Consider the following 14,109-nt stretch of genomic DNA (forward strand, 5'->3'; position numbering starts at 1 on the left):
GCGCGAAACCGTGATGCGGAGCGAGCGGGTGTCCCCCTAAAGTCCCCACCGTGGAACAAACCGACCGCAAAGCGCTCATCGCCGCGGGGGTGACCGTGGTGCTCTGGGCGTCCGCGTTCGTCGCCATCAGGCACGCCGTGCTCTCGTACTCCCCCGGAGCCCTCGCCCTCGGGCGGATGCTGGCCGGATCGCTGACCCTTCTGGTCATCCTGCTGGCCCGGCGCGAAGGGCTGCCGCCGCGTGCGGCCTGGCCCGGGATCGCCGTCTCCGGCGTGCTCTGGTTCGGGATCTACATGATCGCCCTCAACTGGGGCGAGCAGGAGGTCGACGCCGGCACGGCCGCCATGGTCGTCAACATCGGGCCGATCATCATCGCCCTGCTGTCGGGGCTGTTCCTCGGCGAGGGGTTCCCGCGCCGCCTGCTCATCGGCATGGCCGTGTCGTTCACCGGCGCGGTCGTGGTCGGCTACTCCATGTCGGAGGGCGGCGGGGCCTCGGTGCTCGGCGTGGCGCTCTGCGTGGTTGCCGCGCTGACCTGGGCGATCGCGACGATCGTGCAGAAGCCCGCGCTGCGGCACGCCTCCGCGCTCCAGGTGACCACCTTCGGCTGCCTCATCGGCGCGGTCACCTGCCTGCCGTTCGCCGGGCAGCTCATCGGCCAGGCCGCCGACGCGCCGCTGTCGGCCACGCTGAACCTGGTCTACCTCGGCGTTTTCCCAACGGCGTTGGCCTTCACGACCTGGGCGTACGCCCTGGCGCGGACGACGGCGGGGAAGATGGGCGCCACCACCTACGTGGTGCCGGCGATCGTGATCGTGATGGCCTGGGTGCTCCTGGGGGAGACCCCGACCTGGCTGGCCCTGGCGGGCGGCGCGCTCTGCCTGGCCGGTGTGGCCGTCTCCCGGCGGAGAACGGCCTGATCATCTCTATGCGCGGGCCCGCTCGCCGGCGAGCAGGTGGGTCAGGCGTTCGACCGTGGGGCGTGACTCGACGTGCAGCCGGGCCACGTCGAGGCCCTCGTCGCCCAGGACCGCGAGCAGCGCGATGGAGCCCACCGCGTACACGACGATGAAGCCGCCCCGGCAGCGGATGACCACCTCGCGCAGTTCGTGGAGGCCCACCTCGTAGCCGAAGCGCTTGCCGAGACCGAGGGTCGCGGCCGACAGGGCCGAGACGTTCTCGGGGGAGACGCCGTCGGTGTCGGCGACGACGAGCAGACCGTCAACCGTGGCGACAGCCGTCTCCATCACCCCCGTGACGCGGTCGCGCAGGGAGTGCAGTTCTGCCTTCAGGGCGTTCTGTGCCATGGTTCTTTACTTTCGTCACGTGCTACTTCGGGTGGTGGTGAGCAGGCCCTCTCCGACCAGGGCGGCGATCTCCTTGAGCACCACGAACAGGCCCTGGCCGAGGGCGAACGCGATGTCGCGGGGTGTGCGCCGCCCGTTGGCCTTGATGAGGATCTCGTGACGCAGGCGGTCGGCCGCGATGGTCGGCGGCCGGATCGGCTGCACCGCCGTGGGCCGGATGAACGGCGTGATGCCCAGCTCACGCCACTCTTCGGTGATCGCCAGCCGGCGGGCCGTCTCCCGGGCCAGCCGTTCCCGGGCGATGCCCGGCACGACCGGTAAAGGCGGCGGCACGTCGTGGTCGCCCACCGGCTCAAGCTGGGTGTCCTCGACGCCGAACATGGCCATCGCGAAGACCGCGTCGAACACCGCGGACAGGCAGACGGCCTCCAGCCCGGCCTCCCCCACGCTGCCCCGGCCGACCAGTTCGGCGGCGAGCCGGTCGTCGGGGGCGCCCGCCGTGAACGCCTCGTTCCAGGCCGCCTCGCTCACCCGCCCCGAGCGGATCAGCAGGGATTCCGGTCCGGGAGACGCCGGTGTGGTCGCCGCGACGACCAGCCCGTCGCGGACGTGCACGATCCCGCCCGGACTTCCCATGACACGCAGCAGGTGAAAGCCGTCGACGGGCTCGCCCAACCGGAGCATGGAAACGACACCGACGGGGTGATCGAGGTCGTGCGATGACACTTTTGTGCCCTTCACTATCTGAGGCCGCAAGAGTTACCTTATGTCCCTGCAAGCACAACAGCATTGGATAAGGCAGCATGAACATCGAAACCGCCCTGAAAGAGGCGATGGCCATCGACGGGGCGATCGGCGCCGCACTCGTCGACTACGGCAGCGCAGATGGACCTGTAATAACCGACATTTCCTAACGGGATTTTCATGCGACGGAATGCGTGATCGTGCCCGAATAAGAACCCGCGACCGCCGATGACGGAACTCTGACAATTACTGTCGGATTCCACGCGACCGTGGTATTTCCCACTGCCAGAGTCACGCTGAATGCCGTGTGCGTGCCCGTGAGGGCGGTCGCGTTCGCGGCGGTGAGCTGGCCCGGGGTGAACACACCCGTGCCCGAGACGGTGGTCGCCGGGCCCGACCAGTAGGAGATGTTGGGCCTGGAGATCGTGAACGTGTTGCCGCCGACCGTGGTGGTGAAGTTGGTCGTGTTCACCGTGGCCGTGTAGCTGACCTGGACCGCCGAGCCGCGGGTGTCGGCGACGGTGACCGTGCCGAGCTGGGCCGACAACTGGCCTCCGATGGTGGTGCTGCCGAGCGCTCTGGAGGTGGGGGCGGTGATGGCCAGACCGGCGTTGGCCGACCGTTTCGCCGAACCCTCCCGCCATCCGCCGGGCTCTCGACGGGGCGCCGGGCGTGCCGGGGACGGCGGGCCACTTCGGGCGGACTCCTCCTGAGTGCCATCCAGGACGCCGCCCACGGTCCCGCCCTCCCCGGCTTCCTCCCCCACGGCGGGGACGGCCGTCACCACGGCGGCGACCACCGCTACCAGGGCCGCCGTCACGCGTGCTCTCACGGTGTCCTCCGGGCTCGTCGCCAGATGAGGTAGCCGCCGCCCGCCACGGCGAGCGCCCCCGTCCCGGTGAGCAGGACGGTCGGCGAGAGGAAGGCGGTGCGGCTCAGTTTCACGGCGGCCGTCGTGTCGGGGGCGGCGGGGAACCTCACGGTCCCGCTCGCGGTCCTGGTGGTACGTCCGCTCGTCAGCTCCAGGTCCGCCCTCCACGGCCCCAGAGGCAACGAGGGATCGAGGAGCACCTCGACCCGTCCGACGTCGTCGGGCGCCATGGTCACGCCGCCCGTCACCTTGAACGGCCCGGCCGAGGTGCCGCCGGGGCCCTCCGACAGCCGCAGTTCACCGCTGACGTCGACGGCCCGCAGGCCGGTGTTGGTGACCTGCGCCTCCAGGCGCGGCCTGCCGGCCGCGTCGCGGCCGGCCCAGATCCGGTCGACGCGGAAGTCGGTCGGCGGTTCGCCGCCGGGCCCGACGTCGAGGTAGACGCGGATGCCCACCCGGTTGTTGACCTGGACGTTCCGTTCCTCCGTCGCCGGGGCGCGGGCCTCGGCCCACATGACGGCGTACCGCTCGCCCTTCCAGGCGGTCCGCGGCACCCGGATGGTGGCCCTGAGCACGCGTTCGCCGCCGGGAGGCAGCGTGACGGCAGGGTGGTCGAACACGATCCACGACGACAACTCGTTGGCCGTCTGGTCCGGCAGGAAGCCGAACTTCCTGTTCTTGATCTCGGCCCCGGCCGCGTACAGCCACAACGTCCGGGGTTTCGCGGAGGTGTTGTTCACGGCGATCCGCCGGTGGATCACGGTCCCCGGCGTCACGTGGTCGACGATGTAGGCCCGCGCCCGCGGATCGTCGGCTCTGTCCTCCGGCGCCTCGACGAGCCGGATCCCGATCTGCCCCTCCGGCTTCGCGTCCGCCCGGCACGTCAGGGCCGGTACGGGAAGCAGCACCAGGAGAGGCGGGATCAGGATCCGGAGGAGGGCGGCGCGGTCACGCGACCGAATGGGTCACCGTCCCCGTGTACGTGCCGGCGACCGCGGAGTTCGGGATGGTGACGCGCAGGGTCGGGTTCCAGGTGACCGTGTTGTTGCCGACCAGCGCGGTCGCGGTGAAAGCGGTGACCTGGGCGGAGAGCGGCTGGGCCAGCAGCACCGTGAGCTGGCCGGGCGTGAAGGTGCCGACGCCGGTGGCTGTGGTGGCCGCGCCCGAGGCGTACGCGGCGTCGGCCTTGGGGATCGTCTCGTTCGCGGTGCCGCCGCCCGTGGTGAAGTCGGTCGAGGAGACCCGGGCCGTCCATGAACCGAGCAGCGCGGCCCGCAGGTCTGAGACCGTGACCGGGCCGATCGTGCCCTGGAGGGTGGCGCCCGAGGCGGTGTTGCCCAGGTTGACGCTCGCCGGGGCGCTGATGGTGAGCGCGCCGCCCTGGATCGTGAAGGTCACGGTGGTGTCGGCCGCCTGGGCCGGGGCAACGGATCCGATCAGCAGCACCATGGCCATGCCGATCACATATTTGAGAAACCGCATCGGTCATCCTCACATCGCCCGGAAACACCGGGTTGCGAACAAGTCAGCGCGAGCGTAGATCGCTGACGAGCCGCCCCCCGGCGCTCCTCGCGCGGGTCAGAGGAGATCTTGACCATCCGCTGGGTCACCGCAGGGTGGTCACCCTGTAGTGAGCTCGGGCAGCACCTTCGCGCCGAACGTCTCGATGAACCGGGTCTGCTCCTTGCCCACGTGGTGCAGGTAGACCTCGTCGAATCCGGCGTCGGCGTACCCGCGCAGCCAGTCGGCGTGCCGCGAGGTGTCGGCGGACACGAAGACCGACTTGGCGACCTCCTCGGGGGTGACGAACCGGGCCACGCTGTCGAACATCTCCATGGTGTCGAAGTCCCAGCTCCCGGGCGGGCCGACCACGTTCGACCGCCACTGGTCGTGCGCGGTCGCGAGGGCCTCCTCCTCACTCGGCGCCCAGCTCAGATGCACCTGTACGGCCGCCGGTCCCCGCCCGCCCGCCTCGCGGTAGGCGTCCAGGACCTCCTTCGACTTTGGGCTGTTCACCGTGATCAGCCCGTCGGCCCACTCCGCGACCCACCTGGCGGTCTCCACGCTGACCGCCGCGCCGATCAGCTTCGGCGGCTCCGCCGGGAGCGACCACACCCTGGCCCGGTCGACGGTGACGAGCCCGTCGTGGGTGACCTCTTCGCCGTTCAGCAGGGCCCTGATCACGTCGACGCACTCGCGCAGCCGCTGCTGCCGGATCTCCTTGCGCGGCCACCGGTCACCGGTGACGTGCTCGTTCGACGCCTCGCCGGAGCCGAGCGCGGCCCAGAAACGGCCCGGGAACATCGCCGCGAGCGTCCCGATCGCCTGCGCGACGATCGCCGGGTGGTAACGCTGGCCGGGCGCGTTCACCACGCCGAACCGCAACGTGGTGGCCTGCAGCGCGGCACCCAGCCACGACCACGCGAACCCCGACTCGCCCTGCCGGGCGCTCCAGGGCGCGATGTGGTCGGAGCACATCGCCATCGCGAAGCCGGCCTCGTCGGCGAGGCGGACGGCGTCCAGAAGATCACTGGGGGAAACCTGCTCATGGGAGGCGTGAAAGCCATAGATCGCCATGCCTAACGACTACCCCGGCAAGTCATCCGCTATCGGGCGTAAAGCGGGCAGCTCTATGGTGGGCGCATGTCCTCAAGATCACTGTTGACCGGCGCCGCGTTGACCGCGACCGCCCTGCTCACCGTCGCGGCCCCGGCCGCCCAGGCGGCGGCGCCCGCCCCCGCCACCGTCGCGAAGAACGTGTTCAAGGGCTTCGTCGCCAAGGACAGGAAGGCGATGCTGAAGTGGGCCGCCCCCGACGCGGTCGACAAGCTCCTCAAGTACAAGTTCCGCACCCCCGACAAGTTCGCCGGCTGCACGGCCGCTGGAACGTGCCGATACGTCCACACGAGCGTGAAGGTGCCGGGCGACCTCAACGGCATCCTCATGGTCGTCAAGGGCTCCCGGGTGACCGCGGTCTACACCTCGCAGCACGTCACCTCGCCGTCGACGGTCGCGAAGACCTTCTACCGGTACTGGCAGCTCGGCGCCAAGACCCGCGCCCGCGAGATCGCCACCGCCGGGGCCATCAAGACCCGCTTCGCGGTCAAGTACGACCCGACCGGCGTGCCCTACCACTGGCAGGGCTGCTCCAAGGAGACGAAGGGCTACAGCTGCGCCTACTCCTACGAGGGCGGCGCCATGTTCCTGCACGTGCGGGGCACGAAGGCGGCCGGCTACTACGTGAACTCCGTGAGTTACATCGCCGACTGAAAAGGCATATAGGTCCCGTCTCCGCCGACGGGACCATGCACAGACCCGGTTCGGGTCGGCACGCTGGGTGTCCGGCAACTCTCCCGAAAGGGGAGTCCCTTGGACACGCTCATGCCCGTCCTGTTCATCCTCGCCGTGATCCTTCTCGTGTACGGCGCGGCGCAACGCAACCCGCTCAGGAAGTGCCCTCGCTGCGGAGGCAAGGGCACTCTCCCGTCGAGTGTGTTCGAAGGCCGCTACCGGATCTGCCCCCGCTGCGACCGCAAGGGCGAGATCGGCGGCTAGCGAACCTCGTCCCACGTCATCCGCGTGCTCCGCGGCGTTTCGCCGCCCGGTCGAGGGCCCAGATGTAGTACCAGGGGCCGCTGCGGATCGCGCGGAGGCTGTTCTGGTTCATCGCCTGGATGACGCCCCACAGCCCGCCCGTCGCGCCGAGGATGCCCAGCGCGGGCAGGAGCGCCGGCCCGTGGACGGCCACCAGCGTGGCGCTCACCGTGCCCACGACGGCTCCGCTCGCGGCGACCGCCCGGGTGCTCCGGACCCTCGCCATCTCGTCACGGCAGTCGAGGATGTGCCCCTCGATCTCAAGGCCGATCCTGGCCAGTTCCCGCTCGGACTGGACGGCGTCATGCGCCTGGTCGAGTCTGGCGAGCGTCTGGCGCAGGTGGTTGCGGAGACGTTCGTAGGACCCGAACTCCTCGACGGTGATCTTGCCGAAATCGCGCAGACCGACCCCGTCGATGAACGGCAGGTCCATCTCCAGAATCGGCCGGACGACTCTGCTCTTGACCGGCCTGTCACCGGACACCTCGATCGCCCGGCGCCCCTCGACGAGAAAGTCGATGTCGTTCTTGTGCTTGACCGGCTTCGTCTTGCCGACGGCGCGTCCGTCCTCCAGACGTTGGGTGCGGACACTGTAGCTGGGCAGATACCACGCGAGTCCGGCACGCAGCAGGGGCTCGGCGTCTCTAATCCAGGTTCCGAGACGCGCGAGGTCGGGCGTGGTGAATCCGACGTACCGGTCGTCCCAGGCCTCGGCGTATCCGTCCCTCTTCCGGGCCGCCTCCGCCACGCCGAAGTAGTTCGTCGGCATGTCACCCAGGTTCGGCTTGTCCGAGCGGTATCGGTGGATCTCGTGGTACTTCCCGCGCCAGTCGTCCGACAGCAGCAGCGTGTCGGAGATGAGTGAGACGCGCTTGGTGATCACGTCGAAGGAGCCCCGCCGGACGCCGAGACCGACGTCGAACGTGTGGTTGCCGATTCCGGCCCGGTCGGTCAGCGTGGCCCTGTGGTCGTCCCAGAAGTAGACGGCGTACCGCCGCGCGACCTCCTCCGGGGGATCCTGAGGAGACACATGGCGGTAGAACCGCCGCATGTGCTTGGCGATGACATGATCCTGAACGCCTCCGCGCCGCCACGGCCACATTCATCAAGCGTAGATTCTGCGGACCTTGGCCGGCAGGGCGCTCCCACGGCCCGCCGACCAAGGTCACGACTGGCGATCAGCGCACGTACACGTTGGGCCTGGCGGGGGTCGCCATCCCGTCGCCGATGAAGAAGCTCGGGTGGGGTGGCTGGTTGTAGGCGGTGTTCTGCCAGGCCAATGCGACGCGGTACATCGGGTCGTGCAGCAGGGTGTGGATCTTCACGCCGGTGACCGTGGGCGTCGAGTAGACGCGCAGCGCCCGGTTGTCGCTGGTCGGCCAGATCACCTCTTCGCGCCAGTCGCCGAGGATGTCGCCCGACAACGACGGGGTCGCCTTGGTGCCGTTGTTGGAGTGCACGCCCGAAGCGGTCAGCAGGCGGGTGTCGCCGCCGGTGCCGTACTTGTCGATGCGCACGTCGTCGAGGAGTTCGCGTACGGGATCGGCGTCCCACCAGGCCAGGAAGTTGATCGACGAGGGCTCCCGGCCCAGGCTCGCGCCGGTCGGCGACCGGAGCGTGGTGTCGCGCGCCGACCACGACTCGGCCCCCGCACTGCCGGCCCACACGTCGGCCGAGACGCCGCGGCCGTTGTCGCCGCCCGAGGCGGTCTGCCAGAGGATCTGGCCGGTTCGCGCGTCGGCCATCCACGAGCCCGGCTTCGAGGTGTCCTCGCTGACCTTGAAGATCTCCAGGCCCTGCCGTGCCGGGTTCAGGTCGCCGACGTGCAGCGCGTCGCCGTGGCCGAGGCCGGTGCTGTAGAGGCCCGAGCCGTTGTCGTTGATGACGGCGGCGCCGAAGACGATCTCGTCTCGGCCGTCGGCGTCCACGTCGGCGATGGAGAGCTGGTGGTTGCCCTGGCCCGCGTAGGAGGTGGCGTTGTTGGAGTCGAAGGTCCACCGGCGGGTGAGCGAGCCGTTGCGGAAGTCCCAGGCCACCACGACCGCCCGGGTGTAGTAGCCCCGGGACATGATCAGCGAGGGGCGCTGGCCGTCGAGGTAGGCCGTACCGGCCAGGAACCGGTCGACGCGGTTGCCGTAGTTGTCGCCCCAGCTGGAGACGGTGCCGCGTCCCGGAAGGTAGTCGACGGTCGACATCGCGGCGCCCGTCTGGCCGTTGAACATGGTCAGGAACTCGGGGCCGGAGAGCACATAGCCGCCGGAGTTGACGTAGTTCGCCGACGCGTTGCCGATCACGGTGCCCCGGCCGTCGACGGTTCCGTCGGCGGTCTTCATGGCGACCTCGGTGCGGCCGTCGCCGTCGTAGTCGTACACCTGGAACTGCGTGTAGTGCGCCCCGGCGCGGATGTTGCGGCCGAGGTTGATCCGCCACAGGCGGGTGCCGTCGAGTTTGACGCCGTCGACGTAGACCGGGGACGTGACGCCCGACTGGGAGTTGTCCTTGGCGTCGTTCGGCTCCCACTTCAGGACCAGGTCGACGCGGCCGTCACCGTCGAGGTCGCCGACGCTGGCGTCGTTGGCGGTGTAGTTGGAGCTCGGCGGCGTGATCGGGACGTCCAGGTAGCCGTTGGCGAACCTCAGCGAGGTCTCCGAGCTCGGCCCCTCCACGCCGCCGTTCACGGCCCTGATCGTGTACGTCGCGTCGGACGCCGCCCCGCTGTCCAGGTAGTTCGTGGAGTTGGTGACGGTGGCCACGCGGGTGCCCGACCGGTAGACGTTGAACGAGGTGTCCCGGGCCTCGGTGCCGAGCAGCCGCCACGACACGAGGTTCGCGCTGCCGCTGCGGACCGAGATGACGCCGCGGTCGAGGTCCTCGACCTGTTTCGCGCCACTCGGCGTGGGCGTGGGCGTGGGCGTGGGGGTGGGTGTGGGGGTCGGCGTCGGGGTCGGCGTGGGAGTCGGGGTCGGCGTCGGGCTGGGCTGGGGGCCGTTGCAGGGGACGCCGTTGAGCACGAAGTTCGTGGGCGCGGGGTTGTTGGTGCCGCTCATCGAGGCGTTGAAGCCGAACGCGGTCGAGGCTCCCGTGCCCAGCTGGCCGTTGTAGCCGGCGTCGTCCGCCGTCACGTTGGCGCCGCTCTGGGTGAGGGCGGTGTTCCACGCCTGGGTGATCTGCTGACCGGCGGTGAACGTCCAGGTCAGCCGCCATCCGTCGATGGGGTCGCCGAGGTTGTTGACGGTGACGGTGGTGGAGAAGCCGCCAGGCCACGACGTGCCGACGGAGTAGTCGATCCGGCAGGCCACGGCGGCCTTGGCCGGACTCTGCCAGGCGACCGCGGCGACCAGCAGCCCTGCCGCGATGAGGGCGAAACGTTTCATAGCCGGTCCAATCTGGGGGAGCGTCAGGCCCAGAACGTAGAAATCACGACTCAATTGGTCAACGATCGTCGACTTCGCCGTAATGTCATCCGAGGTCGTGACTGAAACGTTCAGATCGGCCGATTCGGACCCATGGGTCTCATGTCTATTTTCGGACCGCACGAGAAAGCCTGATCTGTCGGCACACGGCGCACCTGTCGGGCGGGGCCGACAATGGCCGACCCTTCGCCGGGATATCCGGATTTAGCCAGCGTACCGGCCCCGAAAAAAGGGACACAAGCCCACATCGCGGCGCTCGAATTTTTTCTTCAGAAGTTTGTTTACAGGCCTGATCGCCGGGGGTAGTTCAGGGGTGTCACTAAATAAGGCGCCACCCCCCGGGGCGAAAATCAAATGAGCTCGATATTTGTGGGGGTGTGTTGTGAGCAGGCTGATCGGCAGAACATGGGCGGTTCTCGTCTCGCTCGCCTTCGCCGTCATCGGATTGTTCGTTCCCGCAGGTACGGCTCTTGCCCTGTCGGTGACGCCGGTGCCGGACGTGGTGGTCGACACTGAGGAGACCGTCGCGGGACGCATCAATCTACCGCGGTGGCCCGGCGATCTCGCGCCGGGCGGAGATGCCACGGTGACGCGGACGATAAAAACAACGAGAAATTATCTGCTCGTCGAATTCGTGCCGGTGATTCTGGTCAGAGATAATCGGCCGGTTCAGGTATACGGCGCGTGGCGGCTGCCAACCTCCGCCCACGTCGCCGGCACCCCCGCACACCGGGCCCGCGCACCGCCTCACACCTGAGCCGAACCACAGACTTACCGCGAAAAGAGATCACGATTGGCGTGCCCCCATCAACGGGGGCACAGCGGTACCTTTTCTCCCCGCGAAGCTCGAAGGAATCGAACTCCGGCGCGTCTCCATGCGCCGGTGGCCCCGTTCCGCACCTCGTTCGGCGTGGTGACCGGCGGTGCCGAGGGGTGGGGCGAACGCGTGGCCATGGCTGAGCCGCGCCACAGCCCCGAACACCCCTCCCTTCCCGCGCGACGAGATGACCACTGGGATGACCACTGCGAAGGAGTGGACAGGCCTCTGAGAGCATCGGGTTACCAACGACCGATGTCAGGAGATCCCTGTGGCCGTCGACCGGCTCCTCCCCACCCCGGAGGCCCGTGACCTGCTCGACCTCACCCGTGATGTGGCGGACAAGGAACTGCTGCCCATCGTGGACCGGCACGAGCGCGCCGAGACCTATCCCGAGGGCCTGTTCGCGACACTCGGCGCGGCCGGCCTGCTGAGCCTCCCCTACCCGGAGGAGTACGGCGGCGGCGGCCAGCCCTACGAGGTCTACCTCCAGGTGCTCGAAGAACTCGCCGCGCGCTGGGCGGCGGTGGCCGTGGCGGTGAGCGTGCACTCGTTGTCGTGCCATCCCCTGGCGACGTTCGGCACCCCCGAGCAGATCGAACGCTGGTTGCCCGACATGCTCGCCGGAGACCTCGTCGGCGGCTACAGCCTCTCCGAACCCCAGGCCGGCTCCGACGCCGCCGCCCTGACCTGCCGCGCCACCCGCGTCGCCGACGGCTACGAGATCAACGGCGCGAAGGCGTGGATCACCCACGGCGGCCGCGCCGACTTCTACGCCCTGTTCGCCCGGACGGGCGAGCAGTCGATCTCCTGTTTCCTCGCACCGGGCCAGGTCGACGGCCTGACCTTCGGCAAGCCCGAAGAGAAGATGGGCCTGCACGCCGTCCCCACGACCAGCGCCCACTGGGACGGCGCGATCCTGCCCGCCGACCGGCTGATCGGCGCCGAGGGCCAGGGCCTCCAGATCGCCTTCAGCGCCCTTGACTCGGGCCGCCTCGGCATCGCCGCCTGCGCGACCGGCCTGGCCCAGGCCGCCCTCGACGCGGCGGTCTCCTACGCGAAGGAACGCACCACCTTCGGCAAGCGCATCATCGACCACCAGGGCCTCGGCTTCCTGCTCGCCGACATGGCCGCGGCCGTCGACTCGGCCCGCGCGACGTACGTCGACGCCGCGCGGCGCAAGGACGCGGGCCTGCCGTTCTCCCGGCAGGCGTCGGTGGCGAAGCTGGTGGCGACGGACGCGGCGATGAAGGTGACGACCGACGCGGTCCAGGTGTTCGGCGGATACGGGTACACGCGCGAGTTCCCGGTGGAGAGGTACATGCGCGAGGCGAAGATCATGCAGATCTTCGAGGGCACCAACCAGATCCAGCGATTGGTCATCGCGAGAGGCCTGGCCCGCTGATCCGGTCAGCCGGGTAGCGGGGGCGAGAGGTCCCAGACGCGGATCGACTCGTCGCGGCCGCCCGTGATGGCGACCGGTTTTCCGCCGACCGTGCCGAACGCCGCGCAGTACACGCGGTCGGTGTGCCCCTCCAGCGGGCCGCCGAGTTCGGCGCCGGCGTTCAGGTCCCAGACGCGGGCGGTCTTGTCCTCGCTGGCGGTGATCGCGATCGGCTTTCCGTCCGACTCGCCCAGGGCCACGCCCCACACCCAGCTCGTGTGGCCGGTCAGCGGGGTGCCGAGGGTCGTGCGGGTCGTCAGGTCCCAGAGGCGGGCGGTCTTGTCCTCGCCACCCGTCACGGCGATGGGCTTGCCGTCGAGTTCGCCGATCTCGACCGACCGGGCCCAGCCGATGTGGCCGGTCATCGGCTCGCCGAGTTGTTTTCTCGTGGTCAGGTCCCAGACCCGGACCCAGCCCTCGTCGCCGGTGCTGACGACGATCGGGACGCCGTTCGCCTCGGCCAGCGCGACCGCCCAGACGGCGCCCGTGGTGCCGGTCATGGGGTCGCCGATCTGCTCGCCGCTGTGCAGGTCCCAGACGCGGACGGTGCCGTCGACGCCGCCGCTGACCGCGATGGGGTCGCCGTTCAGCGTGCCGATGTCGACGCCCTTGACGCCGCCCTCGTGGCCGAGCATCGGGTTGCTCATCTGGGTGCCGTTGCGGAGATCCCAGATGCGCAGGGAGCCGTCGTCGGCGGCGGTGACGGCGATCTCGGTGCCGTCGAGCAGGCCGACGGCGACGTCTCTGACCCACTTCTCGTGGCCGGTCATGGCGTACAGCTCGGAGCCGGTGTTCAGATCGACGACGCGGACCGTGTTGTCGTCGCCGCCGCTCACCGCCGTCGGCACTCCGTCGATGTCGATGAAGCCGATGTTGCGGACGTCGTCTTCCTGGACGTCGACCGGTCCGCCCACCGGCCGGCCGAAGGTGACCGGGGCGGGGGTGAGCGTGGTGCCCATGCGGGCGCCCTCGCCGGTCGTGGCGGTGTCTCCGTCGGGCCAGAGTTGCCAGGTCAGGATGCCGCCGGCCACCGCGACCGCCAGGGCGCCGGCCAGCCAGGCCGGTTTCCGGTTCTTCACCGGAGGGGCGAGCGGCATGGTCTCGACCGCGAACTCGTCGCCCGTCAGGGCCTTGACCAGGTCGGGGGCCGTCGGGCGGAGTGCCGGGTTCTTGTTCAGGGCCTGCTCGATCAGCGGCTTGAGGCCCGCGGGCACGCCGTCGAGTCGCGGCTCGCGGTTCATGATGGCGTTGATGATCTGCGGCACGGTCGTGCCGGGGAAGGCGCGTCTGCCGGTCGCGGCGAAGGCCATCGTGGCCGCCCACGCGAACACGTCGGCGGCCGGGGTGACCTCGCCGTGCTCGATCTGCTCGGGGGCCATGTAGCCGGGGGTGCCGATCGAGCCCGACATCGTCGCGGTGTGGTCGAGGGCGCGGGAGATGCCGAAGTCGATCACGACGGGGCCCTCCGGGCCCATCAGCACGTTGCTGGGCTTGAAGTCGCGGTGCACGATCCCGGCCCGGTGGATGGCCGCCAGCGCGGTCGCGGTCGCCACGGCCAGGCGTTCGAGGCCGCCGCCCGTGCGCGGGCCCTCCTGCTGCACCACGTGGTGGAGGGAGGCGCCGGGCACGAACTCGCTCACGATGTAGGGCCGGTCGCCGAAGACGCCCATGTCGAGCACGCGGGCGGTGCAGAAGGGGGCGACCCGGCGGGCCATCTCGACCTCGCGCAGGAAGCGCCGGCGGTGGTCGGCGTCTTTCGACAGTTCGTCGTGGAGGACCTTCAGCGCGACCGGGGTGCCGTCGGGGGTCTCGGCGCGGTAGACCGCGCCCTGGCCGCCGTGTCCGATGCGGTGGAGGATGCGATAGGTGTCGATCGACGCCGGTATGCCAGGCTCCGCGTTCACGACCTCATGATAGGA

The 14,109-nt window shown here is 69.6% G+C and carries 14 protein-coding genes; 5 read left to right on the forward strand and 9 right to left on the reverse strand.

Translation table 11 applies throughout. From position 1 onward, the window contains the following. The first annotated feature begins 50 nt into the window (after positions 1-50). Positions 51-920, forward strand: a complete 870-nt coding sequence (locus tag QSK34_RS14470) for a DMT family transporter (RefSeq protein WP_285584278.1) — start codon at positions 51-53, stop codon at positions 918-920. A 6-nt stretch (positions 921-926) separates the two neighbouring features. On the opposite strand, the gene QSK34_RS14475 is transcribed toward QSK34_RS14470, so the two are convergent. The 6 genes from QSK34_RS14475 to QSK34_RS14500 form a co-directional block, all read right to left on the reverse strand. Continuing rightward, on the reverse strand, positions 927-1,307 hold the full coding sequence (locus tag QSK34_RS14475) for a roadblock/LC7 domain-containing protein (RefSeq protein WP_285584299.1): 381 nt from the start codon (positions 1,305-1,307) through the stop codon (positions 927-929). A 15-nt stretch (positions 1,308-1,322) separates the two neighbouring features. Next, positions 1,323-1,991, reverse strand: coding sequence for a hypothetical protein (locus QSK34_RS14480; protein WP_285584301.1), 669 nt, complete (start codon positions 1,989-1,991; stop codon positions 1,323-1,325). A gap of 238 nt (positions 1,992-2,229) precedes the next feature. Beyond that, positions 2,230-2,883 carry a hypothetical protein gene (locus tag QSK34_RS14485; RefSeq protein ID WP_285584303.1) on the reverse strand — a complete coding sequence of 218 codons (654 nt, stop codon included), beginning with the start codon at positions 2,881-2,883 and terminating at the stop codon, positions 2,230-2,232. Further along, positions 2,880-3,830, reverse strand: a complete 951-nt coding sequence (locus QSK34_RS14490) for a hypothetical protein (protein WP_285584306.1) — start codon at positions 3,828-3,830, stop codon at positions 2,880-2,882. The genes QSK34_RS14485 and QSK34_RS14490 overlap by 4 nt, the downstream gene beginning before the upstream one ends. 40 nt (positions 3,831-3,870) lie before the next feature. After that, on the reverse strand, positions 3,871-4,404 hold the full coding sequence (locus tag QSK34_RS14495) for a hypothetical protein (RefSeq protein ID WP_285584309.1): 534 nt from the start codon (positions 4,402-4,404) through the stop codon (positions 3,871-3,873). A gap of 138 nt (positions 4,405-4,542) precedes the next feature. Further along, positions 4,543-5,499: a TIGR03885 family FMN-dependent LLM class oxidoreductase gene (locus QSK34_RS14500; protein ID WP_161480759.1), complete on the reverse strand. Its 957-nt coding sequence runs from the start codon at positions 5,497-5,499 to the stop codon at positions 4,543-4,545. Positions 5,500-5,565: 66 nt separating this feature from the next. Between QSK34_RS14500 and QSK34_RS14505 the strand changes: the two genes are divergently transcribed. Further along, the gene (locus tag QSK34_RS14505; protein ID WP_285584313.1) at positions 5,566-6,192 is read left to right on the forward strand and encodes a hypothetical protein; all 627 of its coding nucleotides are present in this window, start codon (positions 5,566-5,568) and stop codon (positions 6,190-6,192) included. Between the two features lie 99 nt (positions 6,193-6,291). Continuing rightward, a complete protein-coding gene (locus tag QSK34_RS14510; protein WP_161480761.1) occupies positions 6,292-6,477 on the forward strand; it encodes a hypothetical protein in 186 nt (61 codons plus the stop codon). A 16-nt stretch (positions 6,478-6,493) separates the two neighbouring features. Here the strand turns inward: QSK34_RS14510 and QSK34_RS14515 are convergent, their stop codons facing one another. Further along, positions 6,494-7,618 carry a hypothetical protein gene (locus QSK34_RS14515; RefSeq protein WP_285584317.1) on the reverse strand — a complete coding sequence of 375 codons (1,125 nt, stop codon included), beginning with the start codon at positions 7,616-7,618 and terminating at the stop codon, positions 6,494-6,496. 76 nt (positions 7,619-7,694) lie between these two features. Further along, complete coding sequence (locus QSK34_RS14520; protein WP_285584318.1) at positions 7,695-9,890, reverse strand: rhamnogalacturonan lyase family protein; 2,196 nt, start codon at positions 9,888-9,890, stop codon at positions 7,695-7,697. A gap of 421 nt (positions 9,891-10,311) precedes the next feature. On the opposite strand from QSK34_RS14520, the gene QSK34_RS14525 reads away from it, so the two are divergent. Then, entirely contained in the window at positions 10,312-10,686 is a 375-nt protein-coding gene (locus QSK34_RS14525) for a hypothetical protein (protein WP_161480764.1), read from the forward strand. A gap of 331 nt (positions 10,687-11,017) precedes the next feature. Continuing rightward, positions 11,018-12,151, forward strand: a complete 1,134-nt coding sequence (locus tag QSK34_RS14530) for an acyl-CoA dehydrogenase family protein (protein WP_161480765.1) — start codon at positions 11,018-11,020, stop codon at positions 12,149-12,151. Positions 12,152-12,156: 5 nt separating this feature from the next. Here the strand turns inward: QSK34_RS14530 and QSK34_RS14535 are convergent, their stop codons facing one another. Further along, on the reverse strand, positions 12,157-14,094 hold the full coding sequence (locus tag QSK34_RS14535; protein ID WP_285584319.1) for a WD40 repeat domain-containing serine/threonine protein kinase: 1,938 nt from the start codon (positions 14,092-14,094) through the stop codon (positions 12,157-12,159). Positions 14,095-14,109: the final 15 nt, after the last annotated feature.

Source organism: Herbidospora sp. NBRC 101105 (assembly GCF_030269205.1).
Taxonomy (GTDB): Bacteria; Actinomycetota; Actinomycetes; order Streptosporangiales; family Streptosporangiaceae; genus Herbidospora; species Herbidospora solisilvae.

What these genes read in the sequence shown, in the direction of transcription:
- QSK34_RS14480 (WP_285584301.1), bottom strand. Translation starts at nt 1,991, where the DNA reads ATGCTCCGGTTGGGCGAGCCCGTCGACGGCTTTCACCTGCTGCGTGTC.
- QSK34_RS14500 (WP_161480759.1), bottom strand. Translation starts at nt 5,499, where the DNA reads ATGGCGATCTATGGCTTTCACGCCTCCCATGAGCAGGTTTCCCCCAGT.
- QSK34_RS14475 (WP_285584299.1), bottom strand. Translation starts at nt 1,307, where the DNA reads ATGGCACAGAACGCCCTGAAGGCAGAACTGCACTCCCTGCGCGACCGC.
- QSK34_RS14495 (WP_285584309.1), bottom strand. Translation starts at nt 4,404, where the DNA reads ATGCGGTTTCTCAAATATGTGATCGGCATGGCCATGGTGCTGCTGATC.
- QSK34_RS14505 (WP_285584313.1), top strand. Translation starts at nt 5,566, where the DNA reads ATGTCCTCAAGATCACTGTTGACCGGCGCCGCGTTGACCGCGACCGCC.
- QSK34_RS14515 (WP_285584317.1), bottom strand. Translation starts at nt 7,618, where the DNA reads ATGTGGCCGTGGCGGCGCGGAGGCGTTCAGGATCATGTCATCGCCAAG.
- QSK34_RS14520 (WP_285584318.1), bottom strand. Translation starts at nt 9,890, where the DNA reads ATGAAACGTTTCGCCCTCATCGCGGCAGGGCTGCTGGTCGCCGCGGTC.